25 protein-coding genes and 1 pseudogene are annotated in these 22065 nt (G+C 74.3%); 20 read left to right on the forward strand and 6 right to left on the reverse strand.

The genetic code is table 11. The features are described from left to right. Together PYV61_RS05125 and PYV61_RS05130 are read right to left on the reverse strand one after the other, a co-directional pair. On the reverse strand, positions 1 to 263 hold a 263-nt coding region (locus PYV61_RS05125; RefSeq protein ID WP_275828969.1), incomplete at its 3' end, for a hypothetical protein. Positions 264 to 339: 76 nt separating this feature from the next. Continuing rightward, positions 340 to 750 (reverse strand): hypothetical protein, encoded by a 411-nt coding sequence (locus PYV61_RS05130; RefSeq protein ID WP_275828971.1) that lies wholly within the window; start codon positions 748 to 750, stop codon positions 340 to 342. 153 nt (positions 751 to 903) lie between these two features. Here PYV61_RS05130 and PYV61_RS05135 point away from each other — a divergent pair, with 153 nt between their 5' ends. The 15 genes from PYV61_RS05135 to PYV61_RS05205 all read left to right on the forward strand — a co-directional run bounded on the left by PYV61_RS05135 (position 904) and on the right by PYV61_RS05205 (position 14395). Continuing rightward, positions 904 to 1644: a helix-turn-helix domain-containing protein gene (locus PYV61_RS05135; RefSeq protein ID WP_275828973.1), complete on the forward strand. Its 741-nt coding sequence runs from the start codon at positions 904 to 906 to the stop codon at positions 1642 to 1644. Next, a complete protein-coding gene (gene sufB, locus PYV61_RS05140; RefSeq protein ID WP_275828975.1) occupies positions 1641 to 3077 on the forward strand; it encodes a Fe-S cluster assembly protein SufB in 1437 nt (478 codons plus the stop codon). The genes PYV61_RS05135 and sufB overlap by 4 nt, the downstream gene beginning before the upstream one ends. Positions 3078 to 3187: 110 nt before the next feature. After that, a complete protein-coding gene (gene sufC / locus PYV61_RS05145) occupies positions 3188 to 3940 on the forward strand; it encodes a Fe-S cluster assembly ATPase SufC (protein ID WP_345785208.1) in 753 nt (250 codons plus the stop codon). Beyond that, positions 3937 to 5328, forward strand: a complete 1392-nt coding sequence (gene sufD, locus PYV61_RS05150) for a Fe-S cluster assembly protein SufD (protein WP_275828977.1) — start codon at positions 3937 to 3939, stop codon at positions 5326 to 5328. The genes sufC and sufD overlap by 4 nt, the downstream gene beginning before the upstream one ends. A 72-nt stretch (positions 5329 to 5400) precedes the next feature. Further along, entirely contained in the window at positions 5401 to 5862 is a 462-nt protein-coding gene (sufU, locus tag PYV61_RS05155) for a Fe-S cluster assembly sulfur transfer protein SufU (RefSeq protein ID WP_275828979.1), read from the forward strand. A gap of 18 nt (positions 5863 to 5880) precedes the next feature. Beyond that, a complete protein-coding gene (locus PYV61_RS05160; RefSeq protein ID WP_275828981.1) occupies positions 5881 to 6210 on the forward strand; it encodes a Rieske 2Fe-2S domain-containing protein in 330 nt (109 codons plus the stop codon). Further along, on the forward strand, positions 6185 to 7462 hold the full coding sequence (locus PYV61_RS05165) for a SufS family cysteine desulfurase (protein WP_275828983.1): 1278 nt from the start codon (positions 6185 to 6187) through the stop codon (positions 7460 to 7462). The genes PYV61_RS05160 and PYV61_RS05165 overlap by 26 nt, the downstream gene beginning before the upstream one ends. Before the next feature lie 13 nt (positions 7463 to 7475). Beyond that, the gene (gene sufU, locus PYV61_RS05170; RefSeq protein ID WP_275828986.1) at positions 7476 to 7916 is read left to right on the forward strand and encodes a Fe-S cluster assembly sulfur transfer protein SufU; all 441 of its coding nucleotides are present in this window, start codon (positions 7476 to 7478) and stop codon (positions 7914 to 7916) included. 67 nt (positions 7917 to 7983) lie between these two features. Then, complete coding sequence (locus PYV61_RS05175; protein WP_275828987.1) at positions 7984 to 8877, forward strand: serine/threonine-protein kinase; 894 nt, start codon at positions 7984 to 7986, stop codon at positions 8875 to 8877. Between the two features lie 156 nt (positions 8878 to 9033). Beyond that, positions 9034 to 10497 carry a pitrilysin family protein gene (locus PYV61_RS05180; protein ID WP_275828989.1) on the forward strand — a complete coding sequence of 488 codons (1464 nt, stop codon included), beginning with the start codon at positions 9034 to 9036 and terminating at the stop codon, positions 10495 to 10497. Positions 10498 to 10499: 2 nt separating this feature from the next. Then, positions 10500 to 12029, forward strand: a complete 1530-nt coding sequence (locus tag PYV61_RS05185) for a pitrilysin family protein (protein ID WP_275828991.1) — start codon at positions 10500 to 10502, stop codon at positions 12027 to 12029. A gap of 177 nt (positions 12030 to 12206) precedes the next feature. Beyond that, positions 12207 to 12926 carry a Fe-S cluster assembly protein HesB gene (locus PYV61_RS05190; RefSeq protein ID WP_345785209.1) on the forward strand — a complete coding sequence of 240 codons (720 nt, stop codon included), beginning with the start codon at positions 12207 to 12209 and terminating at the stop codon, positions 12924 to 12926. A gap of 116 nt (positions 12927 to 13042) precedes the next feature. Then, complete coding sequence (locus tag PYV61_RS05195; RefSeq protein ID WP_275828996.1) at positions 13043 to 13390, forward strand: hypothetical protein; 348 nt, start codon at positions 13043 to 13045, stop codon at positions 13388 to 13390. A 55-nt stretch (positions 13391 to 13445) separates the two neighbouring features. Then, positions 13446 to 14075: a VTT domain-containing protein gene (locus PYV61_RS05200; RefSeq protein WP_275828998.1), complete on the forward strand. Its 630-nt coding sequence runs from the start codon at positions 13446 to 13448 to the stop codon at positions 14073 to 14075. 5 nt (positions 14076 to 14080) lie between these two features. Continuing rightward, positions 14081 to 14395 carry a DUF4286 family protein gene (locus tag PYV61_RS05205; RefSeq protein WP_275829000.1) on the forward strand — a complete coding sequence of 105 codons (315 nt, stop codon included), beginning with the start codon at positions 14081 to 14083 and terminating at the stop codon, positions 14393 to 14395. On the opposite strand, the gene PYV61_RS05210 is transcribed toward PYV61_RS05205, so the two are convergent. The 4 genes from PYV61_RS05210 to PYV61_RS05225 form a co-directional block, all read right to left on the reverse strand. Continuing rightward, positions 14385 to 14816 (reverse strand): TadE family protein, encoded by a 432-nt coding sequence (locus PYV61_RS05210; protein ID WP_275829002.1) that lies wholly within the window; start codon positions 14814 to 14816, stop codon positions 14385 to 14387. The two genes, PYV61_RS05205 and PYV61_RS05210, sit on opposite strands and share 11 nt — an antisense overlap. After that, positions 14816 to 16084, reverse strand: coding sequence for a pilus assembly protein TadG-related protein (locus PYV61_RS05215; RefSeq protein WP_275829004.1), 1269 nt, complete (start codon positions 16082 to 16084; stop codon positions 14816 to 14818). Before PYV61_RS05215 ends, PYV61_RS05210 begins: the two co-directional genes overlap by 1 nt. Beyond that, complete coding sequence (locus tag PYV61_RS05220; RefSeq protein WP_275829006.1) at positions 16081 to 16563, reverse strand: TadE/TadG family type IV pilus assembly protein; 483 nt, start codon at positions 16561 to 16563, stop codon at positions 16081 to 16083. The genes PYV61_RS05215 and PYV61_RS05220 overlap by 4 nt, the downstream gene beginning before the upstream one ends. A 157-nt stretch (positions 16564 to 16720) precedes the next feature. Next, a complete protein-coding gene (locus PYV61_RS05225; RefSeq protein ID WP_275829008.1) occupies positions 16721 to 17491 on the reverse strand; it encodes an ABC transporter permease in 771 nt (256 codons plus the stop codon). 174 nt (positions 17492 to 17665) lie between these two features. Here PYV61_RS05225 and PYV61_RS05230 point away from each other — a divergent pair, with 174 nt between their 5' ends. From PYV61_RS05230 to PYV61_RS05250, 5 genes and pseudogenes are all read left to right on the forward strand, one after another. Then, positions 17666 to 18541: a phosphatase PAP2 family protein gene (locus tag PYV61_RS05230; protein WP_275829010.1), complete on the forward strand. Its 876-nt coding sequence runs from the start codon at positions 17666 to 17668 to the stop codon at positions 18539 to 18541. Next, a complete protein-coding gene (locus tag PYV61_RS05235) occupies positions 18538 to 19206 on the forward strand; it encodes a fused MFS/spermidine synthase (protein WP_275829012.1) in 669 nt (222 codons plus the stop codon). The genes PYV61_RS05230 and PYV61_RS05235 overlap by 4 nt, the downstream gene beginning before the upstream one ends. Then, complete coding sequence (locus PYV61_RS05240; RefSeq protein WP_275829014.1) at positions 19203 to 20789, forward strand: methyltransferase domain-containing protein; 1587 nt, start codon at positions 19203 to 19205, stop codon at positions 20787 to 20789. Before PYV61_RS05235 ends, PYV61_RS05240 begins: the two co-directional genes overlap by 4 nt. A gap of 12 nt (positions 20790 to 20801) precedes the next feature. Next, positions 20802 to 21779, forward strand: coding sequence for an ATP-binding cassette domain-containing protein (locus PYV61_RS05245; protein ID WP_275829016.1), 978 nt, complete (start codon positions 20802 to 20804; stop codon positions 21777 to 21779). Then, positions 21772 to 22065 (forward strand): annotated as a pseudogene (locus PYV61_RS05250) (hypothetical protein); the annotation flags it as partial. The gene PYV61_RS05245 and the pseudogene PYV61_RS05250, both read left to right, overlap by 8 nt.

A 22065-nucleotide genomic window follows, 5' to 3' on the forward strand; every position in this document is an offset into this window, starting at 1 on the left:
CGGCGGGCGTCGCCGGCCGTCGTGTCGCGGGCCAGCGTCGCGCACGCCTCGCGGGCGAGCCGCACCAGCTCGCGGCGGCCGTAGGGGCGCTGGCCGGCCACCAGCCCGCGCACCGGGACCAGCGCGGCGAGCTCGTCGATCAGGGCGTAGCTGGGGTCGTCGGCCGGGACGAGCGCGGCCGGCGGACGCGACGGCGCCTGGGCGGCGGCGGGGGCCGCGAGCAGGAGCGCGGCGAGCGGGGCGAGGGCGGGGCGGCGGGGCACGGCGGCGAACGCTAGACCCCCGGACGCACGAAGGGGAGGCCGCCTGGCCTCCCCTCCCGTCGCGCGGCGGAGCGGCTCAGGCCGCGACCGGGACCGCCACGAACGGGTGCAGGAACTCGAGCAGGTCCTCGACCGTCCGCACCGAGTCGTCGAGCACGTCGAGGTCGTGCGCGGTCGGGATGCGCCCCTCGCACCGTGCCGCGATGAGCAGCGCCAGGTCCTCCGCATCCATCCGGGTGAGGCCGAGGTCGCCGGCCAGGGCGGTGGCCGGGACGAGGGCGACCGCCGGCGCGCCGACGCGTCGGCTGAGCGCCTCGTACGTCTGCACCAGCAGCTCGGCGGGGAGGCGGCGGCCGTTGAACGCCGAGAGGAAGCGGTGGCGTCCCAGCTCGTCGTGGCGCGCGGCCGCGGAGATGGTGCGCGAGGAGGCCGCCGCGAAGGCGGCCGCGACCAGCAGGAGGGCGACGACGACGACGATCGGGAGCACCGGGGCGTGGGCGGAGGGGAGGGGCCGACGGCGGGAAGTCTCGACGCGTGGGGACGACGACTGAACCGCCCGCGGCGGAACACGCGGCGGGCGCCAGGCGTTTTCGCACACAGTTTCGTTGACGAATTCGGCCGCTGCGGCTAAGTTCATCCCATGCAATACGTTCCCGGCACGCTCGGCGGCTTCCGCGGGGTCCGCGCGGAGCTGCTGATCGCGCTCAAGAAGGCGCCGCACCCCCTCACCGCGAAGGAGCTGGCCGACCGCTTCGGGCTCACGCCCAACGCGCTGCGGCGGCACCTCGACTCGCTCGAGGCGGAGGAGCTGGTGTCGCACCGCCGCGAGGTGCGCGGCGTCGGCGCCCCGGTGCACGCCTACGCGCTGACCGACGCCGGCGAGGCGCTGTTCCCGCAGGGGCACGCCCCCGTGCTGGCGGCGGTGCTCCAGGCGGTGCGCGACACCGCCGGCCCGGCCGGCGTGCGCGAGCTGTTCGCGCGGCAGTGGGCCGGGCTGGTGGAGGGGGGCGGCGACCGGCTCGCCGAGCTCCCCCTCCCCGAGCGCGCGCAGCTGGTCGCCGAGCTACGGTCGTCGCAGGGCTACATGGCGGAGGCGCTGGTCCTGGACGACGGCGAGACCGCGGTCATCCGCGAGCACCACTGCGCCATCCGCGACGTCGCCGCGCGCTTCCCCGAGGTGTGCGAGGCCGAGCGGGAGCTGATGGAGCGGCTGCTGGGGATGCCCGTGGAGCGCACCGGGCACCTGCTGGACGGCTGCAGCACCTGCGAGTACACGGCGCGCGCCCGGCAGCCCGACGCCGCGGCGGCGCCCCGACCGACGATGTCCCCCCTTTCGAGCACGAGCGCGCGCCCCATCGGCGCGGCCCAGGAGCAGGCATGAGCGCCACCATCGAGACCCTCGTCAACCGGGAGTACCAGCACGGGTTCGTCACCGACGTGGAGGCGGACCAGCTCCCGCCGGGGCTGAACGAGGACGTCGTCCGCGCCATCTCCGCCCGCAAGAACGAGCCGCAGTGGCTCCTCGACTGGCGGCTGAAGGCCTTCCGCCGCTGGCTGACGATGAAGGAGCCGCACTGGCCCAACGTCCAGTACCCGGCCATCGACTACCAGGCGGTCAGCTACTACTCGGCGCCCAAGCTGGCGGCCAGTAAGGCGTCGCTCGACGAGGTGGACCCGGCGATCCTCGAGACGTACAGCAAGCTCGGGATCTCGCTCAACGAGCAGAAGCGGCTCGAGGGGGTCGCGGTCGACGCCGTGTTCGACTCGGTGTCGGTGGCGACGACGTACAAGGAGGAGCTGAGGAAGCACGGGATCATCTTCTGCTCGTTCGGCGAGGCGGTGCAGGAGCACCCCGAGCTGGTGCAGAAGTACCTCGGCTCCGTCGTGCCGTACAGCGACAACTTCTTCGCCGCGCTCAACTCGGCGGTGTTCTCCGACGGGTCGTTCGTCTACATCCCGAAGGGCGTGCGCTGCCCGATGGAGCTGTCGACGTACTTCCGCATCAACGCCAGCGGGACCGGGCAGTTCGAGCGCACGCTGATCGTCGCCGACGAGGGGGCGTACGTCTCGTACCTCGAGGGGTGCACGGCGCCCAAGCGCGACGAGAACCAGCTGCACGCGGCGGTCGTCGAGATCGTGGCGCTCGACCACGCGACGGTGAAGTACAGCACCGTGCAGAACTGGTACGCGGGCGACGCCGAGGGGAACGGCGGGATCTACAACTTCGTGACCAAGCGCGGCGCCGCGCGCGGCTTCCGCTCCAAGATCAGCTGGACGCAGGTCGAGACCGGCTCGGCGATCACGTGGAAGTACCCGAGCGTGATCCTGCAGGGCGACGAGTCGACCGGCGAGTTCTACTCGGTGGCCGTCGTGAACGGGCGCCAGCAGGCCGACACGGGGACGAAGATGATCCACATCGGCCGCAACACGAAGTCGAACATCGTCAGCAAGGGCATCTCGGCGGGCCAGGGGAACAACGCCTACCGCGGCGCCGTGAAGGTGCTGCCGAAGGCGGAGGGGGCGCGCAACTACACGCAGTGCGACTCGATGCTGGTCGGCAACGCGTGCGGGGCGCACACCTTCCCGTACATCGAGGTGCAGAACAACACCGCCACCGTCGAGCACGAGGCGTCGACTTCGAAGATCGGCGAGGACCAGATCTTCTACCTGAAGCAGCGCGGCCTGAGCGCGGAGCAGGCGGTCTCGATGATCGTCAGCGGCTTCTGCAAGGAGGTCTTCCAGGAGCTGCCGATGGAGTTCGCCCTCGAGGCGCAGCAGCTGCTCGGCATCACCCTGGAGGGCTCGGTCGGCTGACGCCGCCCGGGCTGCGGGCTGCGGGCTGCGGGTTGGTTCCGATCCGCAGCCCGCAGCCCGCAGCGTCCGCCACGAGAATCGACGTGCCCCACCCTACCGCGATCCATCCCGTGCTCGATATCAAGAATCTGACGGCCACCGTCGGCGACAAGCAGATCCTCAACGGCATCTCCCTGACGGTCCGCCCGGGGGAGGTCCACGCCATCATGGGCCCCAACGGCTCCGGCAAGAGCACGCTGGCGCAGGTGCTGGCGGGGCACCCGGCGTACGAGGTGACCGGCGGCGCGGTGACGTACGACGGCCGCGACCTGCTGGAGCTGGAGGCCGAGGAGCGCGCGCAGGCGGGCGTGTTCCTGGCGTTCCAGTACCCGATCGAGATCCCCGGCGTCTCCAACGCCTACTTCCTGCGCGCCGCCTACAACGAGATGCGCAAGGCGCGCGGCGCGGAGGAGGTCGACCCGCTCGAGTTCCTCGACATCGTCGAGGAGAAGGCGCGGCTGGTCGAGATGGACCCGGCGTTCCTCAACCGCTCGGTGAACACGGGCTTCTCGGGCGGCGAGAAGAAGCGCAACGAGATCCTGCAGATGGCGGTGCTCGAGCCGAAGCTGGCGATCCTCGACGAGACCGACTCGGGGCTCGACATCGACGCGCTGCGCATCGTGGCCGACGGGGTGAACGCGCTCAAGCGCCCCGACAACGCCACCATCGTCGTGACGCACTACCAGCGGCTGCTCAACTACATCGTCCCCGACTACGTGCACGTGCTGGCCGGCGGGCGGATCGTGAAGAGCGGCGGGAAGGAGCTGGCGCTGGAGCTCGAGGCGAAGGGGTATGACTGGATCCTCGAGGGGGCGGCGGCGTGATCACGGAGACGCAGCAGAGCCTCGCGCAGGCGGTCGTCGCCCGCGCGCAGGCGGACGCGGCGGCGGCGCCCGGGCAGTCGATCCCCCTCCCCGCGTCGTACGCGGCGGAGCTGGACGCGCAGGTGGCGGCGGCCGAGGCCAACGGGCCGCGCTGGCTGGCCGACCTGCGCCGCGCCGGCGCGGCGGCGGCGCGCGCCCAGGGCTTCCCGACGACGCGCCACGAGGACTGGCACTACACGACCACCGCGGCGATCGCCGAGGCGGCGTTCCCGTCGCTCGCCAGCGCCTCGGGCGCGGTGACCGAGGGGGACCTGTCGGACTTCACCTTCGGGCACGCGGAGTGGCCGACGGCGGTGTTCGTCAACGGGCGCTTCGACGCCGCCCGCTCCACGCTGGCGCGGCTGCCGGAGGGGGTGCGCGTGCGCCCGCTCGCCGAGGCGCTGCGCGAGGAGCCGGAGATGCTGGAGCGCGTGCTCGGGAAGGTCGCGACCCCCGAGGCGCAGCCGTTCGTGGCGCTCAACCAGGGGCTGTTCGTCGACGGGCTGCTGCTGGTGGTGCAGAAGGAGATGGAGGCCGACGTGCCGGTGCACGTCCTCCACGTCACCGACGCCACCGGCGCGCGCGGGGCGACGCACCCGCGCGTGGCGATCGTCGCCGAGCGGCACTCGAAGGTGACGGTGATCGAGAGCCACGTCGGGCTCGGGGACGCGGCCTACCTGGCCAACCCGGTGACCGAGGTGGACGTCGCCGACGGGGCGACGGTGCACCACGTGCTGGTGCAGCGGCAGAGCGCGCGCGCCTTCCACGTGGCGCACGTCGAGGCGCGGCAGGGGCGCGACTCGCACTTCGTGTCGTTCTCGTTCGCGGTCGGCGGGCAGCTGTCGCGCACGAACGTGTACACGCTGCTGGGCGGCGAGGGGTGCGGCGCGACGCTGAACGGGCTGTACCTGCTGGACGGGGCGCAGCACTGCGACCACCAGACGCGTATCGAGCACGCGCAGCCGAACACGTACAGCCGGGAGCTCTACAAGGGGATCCTGGACGGGCAGTCGCACGGCGTGTTCAACGGCAAGGTGTACGTCCGCCCGGTGGCGCAGAAGACCGACGGCAAGCAGACGAACAACACGCTCCTGCTCTCCGAGCAGGCGCAGATCGACACCAAGCCGCAGCTCGAGATCTTCGCCGACGACGTGAAGTGCACGCACGGGGCGACGGTGGGCCGGCTCGACCAGACCGCCCTCTTCTACATGAAGAGCCGCGGGCTGACCGACGAGACGGCGCGCAAGCTCCTGACGTACGCCTTCGCGGCCGACGCGCTCGAGACGATCGAGATCGAGGCGGTGAAGGACAGCCTCGAGGCGCTGACGCTGGCGCGCTACACCACCTGAGGGCGCTGCGGGCTGCGGATTGCGGATTCCGAACGAACCCGCAGCCCGCAGCCCGCAGCGTCCGCGACGCGAATGTCCGATCTCACCGAGCTCTATCAGTCCGTCATCCTCGACCACAACCGCAAGCCGCGGAACCACGGGGCGCCCGAGCGCTTCGACGCGACGGCGGACGGGCGCAACACGCTGTGCGGCGACGCGCTGACGGTGTGGGTGGCGCTCGACGGCGACACGCTGGCCGACGTGCGGTTCGTGGGCGAGGGGTGCGCGATCTCCAAGGCGTCGGCGTCGCTCATGACGCAGGCGGTGAAGGGGAAGTCGCGCGCCGAGGCGGACGCGCTGTTCGAGCGGTTCCACGCGCTCGTCACCGGGCGCGAGGCGCCGCCGGCGGAGGGGGTGCGCGGGCCGCTCGGGCCGCTCGCCGCGCTGGCCGGGGTGTCGCGCTTCCCGATCCGCGTGAAGTGCGCGTCGCTCGCCTGGCACACGCTGCAGGCGGCGCTGCACCGCGAGCCGGGCGCGCCCGTCACCACCGAATGACCGCCCCATAACTCGCCTATGACCGCCCCGCCCGACGGCTGGACGCGGGCCGCCGCGCTGGCCGACCTCCCCGACGGGGGGCTGCTCGGCGTCGCCGTCGGGGGGCGGCGCCTCTGCCTGACCCGCGCCGGCGGCGCGGTGACGGCGCTCGACGACTGCTGCACGCACGCCGAGTTCGCCCTGTCGGAGGGCGAGCTGCACGCCGACGGCTCGGTGGAGTGCGCCTGGCACGGCGCGCGCTTCGACCGGGCGACCGGCGCCGTGGTCCGCGGGCCCGCCTGCGACCCGGTGGCCGCGCACGACGTCCTCCTCCTCGACGGTGATGTCCTCGTCCGCCTCGCTCCATAGCGGCGCCACGCCGGCGCTGATCGCCCCGCTCGCGGCGCCGCTGCCGCTCGCGCCGCGCGACGCCTTCCCGCTGCTGGCCGCCGACCCGGCGCTGCGCTACCTCGACTCGGCCGCCACGGCGCAGAAGCCGCGCGCGGTGCTCGACGCGCTGCGCCACTACTACGAGACGGCGAACGCCAACCCGCACCGCGGCGCCTACCGCCTGAGCGTGGCCGCCACCGACGCGTACCACGACGCGCGGGCGCGCGTGGCACGCTTCGTCGGGCTGCGCGACGCCGACTGCCTGCTGTTCGTGCGCGGCACCACCGAGGCGATGAACCTGGTCGCCGGGAGCTGGGGGCAGGCGCACGTCGGCCCGGGCGACGAGGTCGTGGTCACGCGCATGGACCACCACGCGACGTTCGTCACCTGGCAGCAGCTGGCGCACGCGCGCGGCGCGGCGTTCCGCATCGCCGAGCTGACCCCCGACGGCCGGGTCGACCTCGACCACCTGGCGTCGCTGCTCGGCCCCCGCACCAAGGTCGTGGCGTTCCCGCACGTGTCGAACGCGCTCGGCACCGTGAACCCGGTGCGCGAGATCGCCGCGCTGGTGCGCGAGCGGTCGGACGCGATCGTCGTGGTCGACGGGGCGCAGGGGGTGCCGCACCTCCCGGTGGAGTTCGACCGGCTGGGGGCCGACTTCTACGCCTTCAGCGGGCACAAGGTCGGCGGCCCGATGGGGAGCGGGGCGCTGCTGGGGCGGCGCGCGCTGCTGGAGGCGATGCCGCCGTGGCAGTTCGGCGGCGACATGATCGCCTTCGTCGGCGACGAGGTCACCACCTGGAACGCCCTCCCGCACAAGTTCGAGGCGGGGACCCCGAACGTCGGCGACGCGGTGGGGCTGGCCGCGGCGTGCGACTTCCTGGCCGGGCTGGGGATGGACGCCGTGATCGCGCACGAGCGGGCGCTGGTGGCCGCGGCGATGGAGCGGCTCGGCGCGATCGAGGGGGTGCGCGTGCACGGGCCGGCGGCCGACCAGCGGAGCGGCGTGGTGAGCTTCTCGATGGCCGACGTCCACCCGCACGACCTGGCGACGATCCTGGACGAGCGCGGGGTCTGCATCCGGGCGGGGCACCACTGCGCCCAGCCGCTCATGCGGTCGCTCGGGGTGCCGGCGACGGCGCGGGCGTCCTTCTGGGTGTACAGCGACGCGGCCGACGTCGAGGCGCTGGCGGAGGGGCTGGAGTCGGCCCGGCGGCTGTTCGCCGCCTGAGGGGCCGCGCCGCATGACCGTCTCCGACGCCCAGCTGGCGGCCATCTACCAGGAGCTGATCCTGGACCACTACCGTCGCCCCCGCAACAAGGGGGCGCTGGCGGGGGCCGACGCGCGCGCCGAGCGGCGTAACCCGTTGTGCGGCGACGAGATCGTGCTCGAGGTCGCGTTCGACGGGGACGTGGTGCGGGAGGCCCGCTTCAGCGGCCGGGGGTGCTCGATCTCGCAGGCGTCGGCGTCGATGCTCACCCAGGCGCTGCGGGGGCGGACCCGGGCGGAGGCCGAGGCGCTGGTGCGGCAGTTCAGCGCGCTGGTGCACGGGGACGCGGGGGCGGCCGGGGACGAGGGGTTGGGGGAGCTCCGGGCCCTCCAGGGGGTCGCCCGCTTCCCGGCCCGCATCCGGTGCGCTACCCTGGCGTGGAGCGCGCTGGACGAGGTACTGCGCGGGGCGTAGCGTTGCCCGCGAGGGGTCCCGGCCGTCCTCCCGCCGTGCCCCCCTGCCCCGCCGCCGTCCCGTCCCCGTGAGCCTCATCCAGGCGATCGAGCGCCGCCTCCCGAGCGGATACCGCATCCAGGACCAGATCGGGTCGGGCGCCACGTCGTGGGTCTACGTGGCGCGGCACGAGGCGGATGCGCTCCCCGCGCTGGTGATCAAGGCGCTGCACCCCGGCCTCTCCAAGGAGGCCAGCGTCGACCGGTTCGCCCGGGAGATGCAGATCCTGCGGTCGCTCGACCACCCGCGGATCGTGCCGATGCTCGAGGCCGGGGAGGCCGAGGGGTCGCTGTTCTTCACGATGCCCTACATACACGGGGCGACGCTGCACGCGCTGCTGCAGTCGCACGGGCCGCTGTCGGTCCGCGACGCGCTGGTGGTGGCCCGCGACCTGGCCGAGGGGCTGGGGCACGCCCACGGGCGCGGGGTGGTGCACCGCGACGTGAAGCCGGCCAACGTGCTGGTGGACCAGGACGGGCGCGCGCTGCTGATCGACTTCGGCTTCGCCAGCGCGCCGGGGCTCACCTCGCCCAACGCGGCGGCGATCGAGGCCAAGCTGGCCATCGGCACCCCGGACTACATCAGCCCCGAGCAGGTGTCGGGGAAGCGCGCCGAGGACTGGCGGAGCGACTTCTTCTCGCTGGGGTGCGTGCTGCACGAGATGCTGACCGGGCGGCCGCCGTTCACCGGGGGCGCGGCGCGCGCCGTGATGCAGCGCCGCCTGACCGAGCCGCCCGAGGACCTCAAGGCGGCGCGCCCGGACGTCCCCGACGACGTGGTCGCCATCGTCCGGCGCAACCTGGCGCTGTCGCCCAACGACCGGTTCGCGACCGCCGGCTTCCTGCGCATGGCGCTCGAGGCGTCGATCGACCGGCTCGACGAGCAGGCGGCGCACGACCCCGCGCTCGGCGCCCCCGCCTGAGTCGTCGCCCGGGCCCCCGCGCCGGCGCACCGTGCGCCGCGCCGGCGCCTTGACCGAAGCCGAGCGCCCGGATCCCTGGCGCCGGCGCGGCGTAGGACCCACCATGGACCGCCGGGCGCGTTCCGGCCGTCCCCCACCTTCCACGTCCCGCTCCGCATGACGCTCCCCCGTCCCGCCCGCGCGCTCGCCGCGCTGGCGCTGGCCGCGCTGGCGCTCGCCGCCGTCGCGGTCGCCGCCCGCCCCGCGGCCGCGCAGGCCCCGTCCGGCGCGGGCGCGCCGACCGCGCGCCTCGCGGCGCCGCGCATCCCGCACACCAAGTTCACCCTCCCCAACGGGCTGACGGTGCTCCTCCACGAGGACCACTCGGCGCCCGTGGCGACGGTGAGCGTGCACTACCGGGTCGGCTCGAAGCACGAGAAGCCCGGGCGCACCGGGTTCGCGCACCTCTTCGAGCACATCATGTTCGAGGGGTCGCAGAACGTCCCCGAGGGGTCGTTCGACAAGTACCTCGAGGCGGCGGGGGCGAACAACAACGGCACCACCGACAACGACCGCACGCTCTACTACGAGAGCATGCCGTCGAACGCGCTGGAGACGGCGCTGTGGCTGGAGTCGGACCGCCTCGGCTTCCTGCTGCCGGCGCTCGACCAGAAGAAGCTCGACGGGCAGCGCGACATCGTGAAGAACGAGCGGCGGCTGCGCGTCGACAACCAGCCGTTCGGGTCGCGGAGCGAGGTGGTGAGCGCGGCGATCTACCCCGCGTCGCACCCGTACTCGTGGCCCGTCATCGGGTCGATGCGCGACCTCACGGACGCGACGCTCGACGACGTGAAGGACTTCTTCCGCACCTACTACACGCCGAACAACACGGTGCTGGTGATCGCCGGCGACATCGACCCGGCGAAGGTGCGGCAGCAGGTGACGCGCTACTTCGGCGAGATCCCGCGCGGCCCGGCGCTGACGCGCCCGACGATCGCGCCGGTGACGCTGGACGCGGAGAAGCGCCTGGTGCTGGAGGACGGGAAGGCGCGGCTGCCGCAGCTCGGCTTCGTGTGGCCGACGGTCGGCGTGCGCAGCGCCGACGACGCCGCGCTGACCGCGCTGTCGCGCGTGCTGACGCAGGACCGCACGAGCCGCCTGACCAAGCTGCTGGTGTACGACCGCCAGCTCGCCACGGGCGTCTCGGCGTTCCAGGGGAGCAACGAGGACGTGGGCGAGTTCTACGTCAACGTGACGCCGCGCCCGGGCGCCTCGCTGACCGAGATCGAGCGGCTGGTCGACAGCGTGGTGACGGGGCTGGTGAACGCGCCGCCGACCGCGCAGGAGGTCGAGCGCTACAAGACGTTCTTCGCCGTCGGCAACATCACCGGGCTGCAGTCGGTATTCGGCAAGGCGACCACGCTCGGCGAGTCGGAGCTGTACTGGGGCGACCCGGAGCACTTCCGCACCGAGCTGGCGGAGGCGCTGGCGGTGACGCCCGCCGACGTGCACCGCGTGACGCGCCAGTACCTCACGAAGGGGCGCGTGGTGCTGAGCATGGTGCCCGCCGGGCAGCTCACCCTCGTCAGCAAGCCGGACCAGCCGTACGTGAACGTGACCCCCAAGCCCGCGGTGCAGTGAGCATGGCGCCCACGATGTCGCCCAAGACGACCCTCCGCGCGGCGCTCCTGCTGACCGTCGCCCTCCCGATCGCCGCGGGCGCGCAGCAGGCGCCCCGCGTCACCAAGGACGCCCCGGCGACGCAGCCGCCGCGCGCGGCGGGCGCCGCCGGCCGCGTCGACCGCAGCAAGCCCCCCGCCCTGCCGCCGACGCCGGCGCTGCGCGTGCCGACGATCACGACGCGCGCGCTGAGCAACGGGATCACCGTCGCCGTGCTCGAGAACCACGAGATCCCCGTGGTGAGCGTGCGCGCGCTGGTGGACGCCCCGGCGGTGCTCGACCCGGCCGGCAAGGAGGGGACGGGCGCGCTGGCGTTCGCGATGCTCGCCGAGGGGACGACGACGCGCACCGCCGAGCAGCTGGCCGACGCGTTCGCCGAGCTGGGGACGGCGGTGGCGCCGACCGGCTTCCTGACGGTCACGGGGAACGTCGACCGCGCGCTGGAGCTGATGCGCGACCAGCTGTGGAACCCGGCGTTCCCGCAGGCCGCGCTCGACCGCATCCGCGCCAACCAGGTGGCGAACCTGCGCCGCCTCAAGGACCAGCCGACGTACCTGGCGGGGCGCGTGCTGGCCAACGCGCTGTACGGCGCCGGCCACCCGTACGAGCGCGCGACCAGCGAGGCGAGCCTTCAGGCGATCACGCGCGACGACGTGGCGGCGTTCCACGACGCGTACGTGCGCCCGCAGAACGTGAAGTTCGTGGTCGCGGGCGACATCACGCCGGCGCAGGCGATCGAGAAGCTGGAGCGCGTGTTCGCGCGGTGGCCGGCCGGCGGGAAGAAGGCGGGCTACGAGGTCCCGGCGCCGCCGGCGATCGCGCGGACGACCATCTACCTGCACGACCGCCCCGGCTCGGCGCAGAGCGTGATCTACGCGGCGTCGCACGGCCCGCGGCGCGACGCGCCGGAGTACTACGCGCTCGACCTCGCGAACACGGTGCTCGGCGGGTCGTTCCTGAGCCGCCTGAACACGAACCTGCGCGAGACGCACGGCTACGCGTACGGCGCCGGCTCGGGCTTCTCGTACCGCCGCCGCCCGGAGATCGGGCAGTTCGCGGCGTCGGCGCAGGTGCAGACCGACAAGACCGACTCGTCGGTGGTGGAGATCGTGAAGGAGCTGCGCGACATCGCCGGCGCGCGGCCGATCACGCAGGCCGAGTACGACCTGGCGATGAGCAACGCGGTGAAGGGGCTGCCGCTGGCGTTCGAGACGGTGAGCCAGCTCTCGGGCGCCGCGACGCAGATCCTCACCGACTCGCTGCCGCTCGACTACTACGCGAACCTGTCGCGCAACTACGAGGCGGCGACGGTGGCGTCGGTGAACGCGGCGGCCAAGAAGTACATCGACCCGGCCAAGCTGGCGATCGTCGTGGTCGGCGACCGGAAGCAGATCGAGGACCGACTGCGGGCGCTGAACATCGCGCCGGTGGTCGTGGTCGACGAGCAGGCGAAGCCGGTGGCGGCCCCGACCTCGGGCGGCGCGCAACGCTGAGCCTCGTCGGGCGCTGCGGGCTGCGGGCTGCGGATTCGGACTCCGCAGTCCGCAGCCCGCAGCGCTTTCCGCCCGCGGCCCGGGTCGTGCCATTCGTCCGCGCCCGACCGACGGGAGGATGCGGTGGCGGAGACGGAAGGGAGGGTCCGGCGGACGCGGGCGGCGCGCGCGCCGGTGGTGAGCGAGGCGACGCGCGAGAAGGCGCTGGTGGTGCACGCGCGGCTGTGCGCCGAGTACGGGTGCCCGATCGCGTACTTCCACGACCTCGACCCGCTGAGCGAGCTCGTCTCCTCGCTCCTGTCGCACCGCACGCGCAACGCGGACTCCGGGCGCGCGTTCAGGCAGCTGCGGAAGCGGTTCGGCGACTGGGTCGCGGTGCGCGACGCGCCCACGGCCGACGTCGAGGACGCCATCGCGCCGGTGACGTGGCCCGAGCAGAAGGCACCGCGCATCCAGGCGGTGCTGCGCGACATCACCGAGCGCCGCGGGACGCTCGACGCGCACGCGCTGGACTTCCTGGGCGAGCTGCCGGTGCCGGAGGCGCGGGCGTGGCTGGAGGCGATCCCCGGCGTCGGCCCGAAGACGAGCGCCGCCGTGCTCTCGTTCAGCCGGCTGCGCATGCCCGCGCTGCCGGTCGACAGCCACCACCACCGCGTGGCGGTGCGGCTGGGGTTGATCCCTGCGTCGGTGGACGTCGGCCCCGCGCACGCGATCCTGGCCGCGCAGCTGCCGCCGGAGTGGGACGCGCAGACGGTCTACGACAACCACGAGGCGCTGATGCTGCACGGGCAGCAGTGCTGCTTCTGGCAGAACCCGGCGTGCGGACGGTGCCCTGTCCTGGACCTCTGCCCCTACGGGCAGGCGCGGCTGGGGGACGCGGCGCCGCGCGAGGGCTGAGTTGCGGGCTGCGGACTGCGGGTTCGGCGCGTTCCGAATCCGCAGTCCGCAGCCCGCAGCGTCCTCCGGAACACCCCTTGCCCCCTCGCCGGTCCCCACACGACAGGAGGCACCAGATGAGCGTGAAGCCACACCCCGAGGCCGGCGGGCCGCCCCCGCGCGGCGACCACGTGCCCGGCGGGCGCGACGACGGGCAGCAGCAGGCGGGCGGCGGGCGCCCCGAGGACTTCGCGCACGGGCGGCACGGCAAGGGGGACAGCCGCGAGTCCATGCGGAACGACGAGCAGGCGACCGACACGGGGGACGACCGGCAGCTGCGCACGGCGGGGGGCGGCGGGGATCAGGCGCCGGACCCGAACGCCTTCCGCGAGAACTCCGAAGGGCGGATGGGCGGCGCGGGCTGGGGGAGCGAGCAGGTGGGCGGCTCGACCGTCGACCGGCGCCCCGACGACCGCAACGCGTGAGGCGCGCGGGCGCGGCGCCCTTCGGGACCGGGGGCCGCGCCCGTAGCTTCCGGCCGTGAGCACCACCCTCGACCCCGCCCTGCCGGCGTCCGCCGAGCACCGCGACGGCTCGCCGTCGGGACGCGTGCGCCGGTCGCTGGTCGCGCTGATCGCGCGGCTGCACCGGTGGGCGGAGTCGGGGCACGCCGGGAGCGCGGTCTGTACCTGGAACGCGCTCCAGGGCTCGGTGGTCCCCGGGCCGAGCGAGGCGCTGTTCCTCCCGCTCGGCCTCGCCGACCCGCCGAAGGCGCCGCGCCTGGCCGCGTGGGCGGCGCTGGGGGCGATCGCGGGGGGGCTGATCGCCTACGCGATCGGCGCGCTGGCGTTCGAGTCGGTGGGGCGGCCGCTCGTGGGGCTGCTCGGCGTCTCCGACGCGCGGTGGGCCTCGCTCGAGGGGGTGTTCCTGCGGCGGGGCGCGATGCTGGTGCTGCTCAGCACCCTGTCGCCGCTGTCGACGAAGCTGGTGTGCATCGGGGGCGGCGCGTTCGGGATCCCGTTCGTGCCGTTCGCGCTGGCGCTGGCGGCCGGGCGGGCGGCGCGGTTCGCGGCGATCGGGCTGGTCGTGCGGCTGGCCGGCGACCGGCTGATGGCGCGGCTGCAGCGGCGGCTGGGGCGGCCGGTCGGGACGCTCACGGACCACGCCTGATCGCCATGATCCGCTACGAGGTCGTCGCCGAGGTGCCGCCGGAGGCGCGCGACTCGTTCGCGCGCTTCCAGACCGAGCGCCACATCCCCGACGTCCTGGCCAGCGGGTGCTTCCTGTCGGCGGCGTTCGAGGAGGAAGCGGACGGGCGGTTCCGCGCGAGCTACGTGGCGGCGGACGCGGAGGCGCTCGAGCGGTACCTGCGCGAGCACGCGCCGGCGCTGCGGGCGGACTTCGCGGCGCACGCGCCGGCGGGTGTGCGGCTGTCGCGGGGGACGTGGACGACGGTGCGGCGGTGGGACGCCGGTCCGCTCAGTAGGTGATCACCGACTCCGCGGTCGCGCCGATCGCCATCGCGGGGAAGAGCCCGGTGATGCGCGTCGTCCCGGTGTAGGTCGCCGAGACCCGGACGCGGCTCGGCGCGGTGGCGTTGCCGTCGGGATGGCTGACGGTGACCACGAGGTTCGGGTCGCCGACGCGGGCGCGCACCTGCGTCTGGATGAAGGCGGCCGTGGTGTCGACCGACGACGCGAACGCCTTCGCCTCCGTGCCGCGCACCATCGCCAGCCGGACGCCGTAGCGCGCGCCCTCGGTGGCGGTGCTGCGGCGGAAGGAGGCGTACCCGAACTCGATGATGCCGAGGATGAGCAGCATCAGCGCCGGGACGAGGATCGCGAACTCGACGGCGGTGGCGCCGGTGTCGTCGCGCAGTCGGCGACGCAGTCCGTGGACGAGGGCCGTCATCAGTCGACCAGCGTCACGCGCCGGGGCGTGAAGTAGCCGGCGTTCGCGGGGCTCACCTTCGGCACGAGCAGGTCGCCGTTCCCGAACACCTTCACCCTGCTCGCCACCACGCCGCCGGTGAGCGTCATCGTGCCGTTCCCCCCGAGGTCGATCGTGGCGGCCGGGAAGTAGAACATCCCCTTGATGCCGGTGGTGGTGTTGCCGCGGATCCGCGCCTCCGGCTGCGTCGTCGGCGCGCCGTCCTGGTAGAAGAGGACCCCCCGCATCGGCGCCGCCGCGGAGAGGTCGGCGCTCAGGTTCAGCTCCGCGTTCCCGCCGACGTCGTACGCGCCGAGCGTCGGGTAGTCGGAGCGCACGGTGTTGACGAAGGTGACGCCGCTGCCGTTGATCGTCGCGTTGCCGCCCGTCCGGAGCCCGCCGAGCAGGTAGTAGACGCCCGCGGCGAGCGTGGCCGTCCCCTTGATCTCCATGCCGCCGCAGTAGACGCCCGGCGGGAGGTTGTCGGAGCCGTTGTTCAGCTTGTAGTTGGTGCGCGTGCAGCCGGCGGGCACCGCCGGCGTCGTGAGCGAGGCGAGCGGGTCGGCGGCGGGCGGGACGCCGGTGCGCGGGGCGGGGGCGATGGCGGCGTTGCCGGTGACCTGCCAGCCGCCGGTGACGGCGACCTGCGCGCCCGTCGCGCTGATCGACGCGTTGCCCTGCGCCTTCACCGCCGACCCGCCGCCGGAGTTGACCTGGATGCCGCAGCCGGTGGTGGTCACGCCGCCGTTGCCCTGCGTCGCCAGCGCCTCCTCCGCGCTCGGGTGCAGCACGACGATGCAGGCCGTGGCGGCGGCCACGTCGAACGTCGCGACCGCGGTCGCCTCGACCGCCTGCAGGTGCCGCCCGAACACGCCGGCGAAGATCGTCTCGACCGTGTCGCGCACCGTCACGCGCACCGCGTTGGCGCTCGTGCCCCACGCGACCGGCGTGGCCGTGACCACGTCGCGGGCGACGCCGTGCGTGTAGCCGTTGGCCGCGGCGGCGGCGGCCATCGCGCTGCCGGCGTCGGCGGACGAGCTCCCGCGGTACCGCTCGTGCGCCCACGCCAGCGCCGCGGCGTCGGCCGCCGTCTGCGCGTGGCGGCGGGCGCGGAAGAACGTCCCGACGTCGACCGCGAGCGCGAGCATGCCGATCAGCGGCAGCGCGCACAGGGTGACGATCGCCGCGGTCGCGCCGCGGCGGTTCCGGAGGCGTGGCGCGCCGCGCGCGCGCGCGTGGGACGCGCTCACTGGACGCGGAGGACCGCCGAGCGCCGCACCGCGTAGCTCGCGGGGAAGCCCGGGTAGCGGAGGATCAGCGCGACCGTGCGCTGGGCGCCGACGGCGACGAACGCCTGGGGCGTCACGCCGCAGGTCGCGCCGACGCTGGCGCACGCGCCCATCGCGCCCGCGCTCGTGCAGCGGCACATCGTGCGCGCGCTGTCCACGGTCAGCGCGCCGAAGCCGCCCTCCCCGAAGTCCGACTTCGCGGCGGCGATCATGCCGACCTGGTCGACGCTGGCCGCGGCGCTCTGGGCCCCGTACTGCGCGCCGGCGCGAACCGCGCCGGACACCGCGATCCCCGTCGCGACCACGCGCCCGAAGTCGATCGCCGCCATCGCGAACAGGAGCAGCACGGGGACCAGCAGCGCGAACTCGACGACGGCGGCGCCGGTGTCGTCGTGCAGACGCCGGCGTCGGCGTCGGGCGGTTCTTAGGAGCGCGGGCATCGCGAGCGGATGGAGGCCCGTCGCCTCCCCGCGTGTCAGATCGCGGAGCCGGAGCGCGTACCGAGCCGAACAGCCACTGGACGAGCCGCGATCATGAACGTTTCGTAAGACATTCTCAACGCGCGATGCCCCGGCGCAACGCGTGGCGGGGCGACGCTCATCGGCGCGTCACGCCGAGCGCGCGCAGCGCGGCCAGCGGCACCAGGGCCACCAGCACGAGCGCGGCGGCCACGGGGAGCGCCTCGGCGACGCCGTACCCGGTGAAGCGCTCGTAGGCGAGGGTGCTCGCGACGCGCGGGTGGTAGGCGACCACCACCACCGCGCCGAACTCGCTGACCGCGCGTGCCCACGCCACCACCGCGCCCGCGACGAGCCCGCGTGCCGCCAGCGGCAGGGAGACGCGTCGGAAGCGGCGCCACGGGCCCGCGCCGAGGGTTCCGGCGACCAGCTCGTGCGCCTCGTCGATCGCGGCGAAGCTGGCGCGGGCGGCGCTCACGTACAGCGGGGCGCTCACGAACAGCATCGCCAGCGTGGTCCCGGTCAGCGAGCCCAGGACGCGCACGCCCATGTCCAGGAGCGCCGCGCCCAGCGGACTCTGGCGGCCGAGCACGAGCAGGAGCGCCAGCCCCGCGACGGGGTGCGGGAGGACGAGCGGGAGGTCGAGCGCCGCCTCGACGAGGGCGCGTCCCGGGAAGGCGCGACGGGCGAGCAGCCAGGCGAGCGGGGTGCCGAGCAGGGCGGCCAGCAGGGCGGCGAGTGCGGCGGCCAGCGTGGTGCGGGCGAGCGCGGCGCGCAGCTCGGCGTCGCCGGCGAGGGCGCCGAGGGCGGCCGGGACGCGCGGCAGGAGGAGCGCGGCCACGGGCGCCAGCAGGAAGAGCAGGAGCGGGAGCGCGAGGAGCGCCGCGGGAGCCCGGCGGGGGAAGCGCATCAGTGTGCGGAACCCTGAGCGCGCGTGCCTGTGCACGCAAGCCGAGGCCGCCGGGCGGTTTCCCGGGATGCGCCGCGCTCGTCCCGTCGTCGTGAGGTCGCCGTCATGGTTGCCGCGGTCGCCCCTCCGCCTCGACATTGCAGGCCCCGTCATCCCGCACTGCGCCGCTCCCCCGTGCAGGTCCCTCCCCCAGCGATCCTCCCGACCGTCGCCGCGACCGCCCCGCGCGTCGCCGCGACGCGCTGCGACTGGGTGTGGCCCGTGCTCGGCGCCGTGGTCGCCGTCGACGCGGTGTGGCTCGTCGCCGCCCGGATCGGGATCGAGCCGCGAAGCCTGGCGCTCGAGCTCCTGGCCGTGGGGTTCCTGTTGGGGGTCGCGCTCGTGTACCGTCGCACCGGCCGGAGCGCGCGCCTCGCGCACCTCGGCGACGCGTGCGCACAGCTCGTGACGTTCGGCGTGGCGCTCGAGCTGCTGAGCTACCTCGTCACGCGCACCGGGCTGCCCCTCGCCGACGACGCCCTGCTGCACGCCGACCGCGCGCTCGGCTTCGACTGGTTCGCGTGGACCGCCGCGGCGCACGCCGATCCGCGCCTGGCGTGGGCGCTCGTCGCCGCGTACAACTCGCTGCTTCCGCAGCTCGTGGTCGCCGTCATGGTGCTCGCGCTCTACCGCGGTGCGACGCAGCTCCTGCGCCGTCTGGTGCTGTCGGGGCTCGCCACCGTCGTGATCTCGGGACTCGTCCCCGCGGTCGGCCTCCTTCCCGGCGCGCCGCACGTCCCGCACTTCCTGGCGCTCCGCGCCGACACGCTGCGCGAGATCGACCTGACGCGACTCGAGGGACTCATCTCGTTCCCGTCCTACCACGCCGCGCTGGCCGTGATCGTGGGGCACGCGCTGTGGGAGGTTCCCTACCTGCGCTTGCCGGCCCTTCTGCTCAACCTCGTCATGCTCGTCGCCACGATCTCCGAGGGCGGACACTACCTGGTCGACGTGCTCGCCGGCTGCGCCGTCGCCGCGGGAGCCATCGCCCTCACGCCCACGCGCCGATGAACGCACCCGTCGCCGACGCCGAGCGCGCCGCCCCCGAGCTGCGCTGGCTGGAGCACGCGTTCTTCCTCTCCGGCATCGCCGCGCTCACCTACCAGGTCGCCTGGGAGCGCGTGCTGTTCGTGATCTTCGGCATCAACACCGAGGCGGTCACCGTCGTCGTGACGGCGTTCCTGCTGGGACTCGGCGTCGGCAGCGCGATCGGCGGCTGGGTGTCGAAGCGCCCCGGGTGCCGGCACCTGCGCTGGTTCGGCGGCGCCGAGCTGGCGATCGCGGCGTTCGGCGCGCTGTCGGTGCCGTTCTACCACGCCGTCGGGCGGGCGACGCTCGGGTTCGGGCCGCTCGCCACCGCGGCCGTGACGTTCCTGCTCGTCCTCCTGCCGACGGTGCTCATGGGCGCCACCCTCCCGCTGCTGGTGGCGTACGCGGTGCGCGCGTCGGGGAGCGTGGGCTGGTCGGTCGGGACGCTCTACCACGTCAACACCGCCGGCTCCGCGATCGCCGCGGTGCTGACCGTGACGCTCCTCCTCCCCTACCTCGGGCTGCAGGGGACCGTGCTGGCGGCGGGCGCCTGCAACTGCGCCGCCGCGTACATGGCGCTGCGGCGCGACCGCCGCGGGGAGGACGCGGCGCCGGCGGTCGCGGCACCTGCGACGGAGGCGGCATGAGCTTCCGCGTCGCGATGCTCGTGGCGGCCCTCTCGGGGTTCGTCTCGCTGTCGTTCGAGATCCTGTGGTTCCGCGCCTTCTCGTTCGCCACCGGCGCGATGCCGTGGACGTTCGGGCGCGTGCTCGCCGCGTTCCTGATCGGGCTCGCGCAGGGCGCCGCGGTGAGCCGGCGGCTGGTGACCGCGCCGCGCGACGCCGACCCGGCCCGCCCGCTGCTCGTCGTCGCGGGCGCGATCGGCGCGTCGACGCTGGCGGCGTACCTCGTGGTGCCGGGGCTCGGGTGGCTCGCCCAGTACGCGACCTGGCAGCTCGGCTTCCTGCTCGTCGTGGGCGCCGCCTTCCTGCTCGGCGTCGTCCTGCCGGTGGTCAGCCACCTCGGCATCGCGCCCTCGGAGGCCGTCGGCTCCCGCCTGTCGTGGCTCTACGTCGCGAACATCGTCGGCTCGGCCGCCGGGAGCCTGCTGACGGGCTTCGTGCTCAGCGACGTCTGGCCGATGGTCGTCATCTCGCGCGCGCTCCTGCTGGCCGGGCTGGCGTCGGCGGCGCTGGTGGCGCTGCTCGCCCTGCGGCTCCCGGGCGCGGCGCGCGTGCGTCGGGCGGCGGCATCCGGGGCGCTGGGGGCGGCGGTCCTCGCGACGCTGTTCGTCGCCGCGGAGGGCCCGCTGTTCGGCCGGCTGTGGGAGCGCCTGCTGTACAAGCGCGAGGCCGGCGGGAAGCCCGCGTTCGCGGAGGTCGTCGAGACGCGCGCCGGAGTCATCCCGGTGACGCCGCGCGGCGAGGCCTACGGCGGCGGGGCCTACGACGGCATCGTGAGCGTCGACCTGCGCGACGACGAGAACCTGCTCGTCCGCGCCTACGCGTTGGCAGCGCTGCATCCGCACCCGCAACGCGTGCTGAAGGTAGGCCTGGGCACCGGTGCGTGGGCGCGAGCGCTGCTCCAGCTGCCCGGCGTCGACTCGCTGACGGCGATCGAGATCAACCCGGGGTACCTGCCCCTCATCGAGCGGCACCCGGCGGTGCGTCCCGTGCTGCACGACCCGCGCGCCACGATCGTGATCGACGACGGACGGCGGTGGATCACGCGGCACCCCGAGGAGACGTTCGACGCGATCGTGATGAACACGACGTGGCACAACCGGGCCCACAGCACCAACCTGCTGTCCCGCGAGTTCCTGCAGCTGGTGCGCTCCCGGCTGCGGCCGGGCGGGGTGATGCTCTTCAACACCACCTGGTCGCCCGACGCGATGCGCACCGCGACCGAGGTCTTCCCGCACACGCTGCGCATCGTCAACGTCGTCGCCGCCTCCGACCGCCCGCTGGCGTTCGACACGGCGCGGTGGGAGGCGCTGCTGCGCGGGCTGCGGCACGACGACGGGCGCCCCGTCTTCCCGCCCGGCGACGCCGCGGCGGCCGCGCGCCTCGACACGCTGCTGGCGCTGCCGCGCACCCTCGACGGGCCGCCGCGCGGCTACGGCCTGGAATCCGGCGCCTCGCTGGCGCGTAGGGTGGCTGGCGCGCGCGTGGTGACCGACGACAACATGCGCGTGGAGTGGCGCGCCAGCGCCCCCACGCCGCTGCCCTGACCGAACCCCTTCATGGCCCCTCCCGCCCTCGACGTCCGCTCCGTGGTGAAGCGGTACGCCGGCCACACCGCCGTCCGCGACCTCTCCCTCCAGGTCCCGCGCGGCGTCGTCTACGGCCTCCTCGGCCCCAACGGCGCCGGCAAGACGACCACCATCCGGATGATCCTCGACATCATCCGCCCCGACTCGGGGAGCGTGTCGCTGCTCGGCCACGCCTACGGCGACCGGCGCGCCCTCGACCGCGTCGGCTACCTCCCCGAGGAGCGCGGGCTGTACAAGAAGATGCAGGTGCGCCGCGTGCTCCGGTTCCTCGCCGCCCTCAAGGGGGTCGACGAGCGCGAGGCCGACCGGCGCATCGACGAGTGGCTCGACCGGCTCGCGCTGCGCACCCCCGAGAAGGACTGGGGCGAGCAGAAGGTCGACGAGCTGTCGCGCGGCATGCAGCAGAAGGTGCAGTTCATCGGCACCCTGCTCCACGACCCGGAGCTCGTCGTGCTCGACGAGCCGTTCAGCGGCCTCGACCCGATCAACGCGCAGGCGCTCAAGGACACCGTGGTCGAGCTGCGGCGGCGCGGGAAGACGGTGATCTTCTCGACCCACCTCATGGACAACGCCGAGCGGCTGTGCGACGCCGTGTGCATCATCGCGCGCGGCGACAAGGTGCTCGACGGCGGCGTGGCCGAGGTGAAGCGCGCGCACGGCGGGCGCCACGTGGCGCTCGGGCTCGACCGGGGCGCGATGGACGGCGCCGTCGCCGGGATCGAGTCGGTGCTCGGCGACCCGACGCTGGTGCGCCGCGCCGACGACCAGAACCGCTTCCTGGAGCTGGAGCTCGCGCCGGGCGCCGACTCGCAGGAGCTGCTGCGCCGCCTCGTGGCGGCGGGCGCCCCGATCACGCGCTTCGAGCTGGTGCAGCCGTCGCTGCACCAGATCTTCCTGCAGAAGGTCGGCGCCACCGGCGTCGAGGAGGGGATGACCGGCCATGGGTGAGGACGCGAAGAAGCTGTGGGCGGTCGTGCGGCGCGAGTTCGGCGAGCGCGTGCGCACCAAGTGGTTCCTCGTCTCGACGCTGCTCGGCCCGATCTTCTTCGCCGGCATCACGATCGGCCCGGTGCTGCTCGCCAAGCGCCAGGGCCCGTCGACCGACACGGCGAACGTGGTGATCCTCGACGCGACCGGCGCGGGGCTCGGCGACCGCATCGCGCGCGCGCTCACCGACCCGTCGCGCGCCACGACCGCCGCCGACAGCGCGGCGGCCCGCGCGGGCGCCGCCCAA

This window comes from Roseisolibacter sp. H3M3-2 (assembly GCF_029211165.1).
In the GTDB taxonomy this organism is placed as follows: Bacteria; Gemmatimonadota; Gemmatimonadetes; order Gemmatimonadales; family Gemmatimonadaceae; genus Roseisolibacter.

Coding starts and splice junctions, on each gene's coding strand:
- PYV61_RS05135 (WP_275828973.1), top strand. CDS start 904: ATGCAATACGTTCCCGGCACGCTCGGCGGCTTCCGCGGGGTCCGCGCG.
- sufB (WP_275828975.1), top strand. CDS start 1,641: ATGAGCGCCACCATCGAGACCCTCGTCAACCGGGAGTACCAGCACGGG.
- sufU (WP_275828979.1), top strand. CDS start 5,401: ATGTCCGATCTCACCGAGCTCTATCAGTCCGTCATCCTCGACCACAAC.
- PYV61_RS05160 (WP_275828981.1), top strand. CDS start 5,881: ATGACCGCCCCGCCCGACGGCTGGACGCGGGCCGCCGCGCTGGCCGAC.
- PYV61_RS05165 (WP_275828983.1), top strand. CDS start 6,185: ATGTCCTCGTCCGCCTCGCTCCATAGCGGCGCCACGCCGGCGCTGATC.
- sufU (WP_275828986.1), top strand. CDS start 7,476: ATGACCGTCTCCGACGCCCAGCTGGCGGCCATCTACCAGGAGCTGATC.
- PYV61_RS05180 (WP_275828989.1), top strand. CDS start 9,034: ATGACGCTCCCCCGTCCCGCCCGCGCGCTCGCCGCGCTGGCGCTGGCC.
- PYV61_RS05185 (WP_275828991.1), top strand. CDS start 10,500: ATGGCGCCCACGATGTCGCCCAAGACGACCCTCCGCGCGGCGCTCCTG.
- PYV61_RS05195 (WP_275828996.1), top strand. CDS start 13,043: ATGAGCGTGAAGCCACACCCCGAGGCCGGCGGGCCGCCCCCGCGCGGC.
- PYV61_RS05205 (WP_275829000.1), top strand. CDS start 14,081: ATGATCCGCTACGAGGTCGTCGCCGAGGTGCCGCCGGAGGCGCGCGAC.
- PYV61_RS05210 (WP_275829002.1), bottom strand. CDS start 14,816: ATGACGGCCCTCGTCCACGGACTGCGTCGCCGACTGCGCGACGACACC.
- PYV61_RS05220 (WP_275829006.1), bottom strand. CDS start 16,563: ATGCCCGCGCTCCTAAGAACCGCCCGACGCCGACGCCGGCGTCTGCAC.
- PYV61_RS05225 (WP_275829008.1), bottom strand. CDS start 17,491: ATGCGCTTCCCCCGCCGGGCTCCCGCGGCGCTCCTCGCGCTCCCGCTC.
- PYV61_RS05235 (WP_275829012.1), top strand. CDS start 18,538: ATGAACGCACCCGTCGCCGACGCCGAGCGCGCCGCCCCCGAGCTGCGC.
- PYV61_RS05240 (WP_275829014.1), top strand. CDS start 19,203: ATGAGCTTCCGCGTCGCGATGCTCGTGGCGGCCCTCTCGGGGTTCGTC.
- PYV61_RS05245 (WP_275829016.1), top strand. CDS start 20,802: ATGGCCCCTCCCGCCCTCGACGTCCGCTCCGTGGTGAAGCGGTACGCC.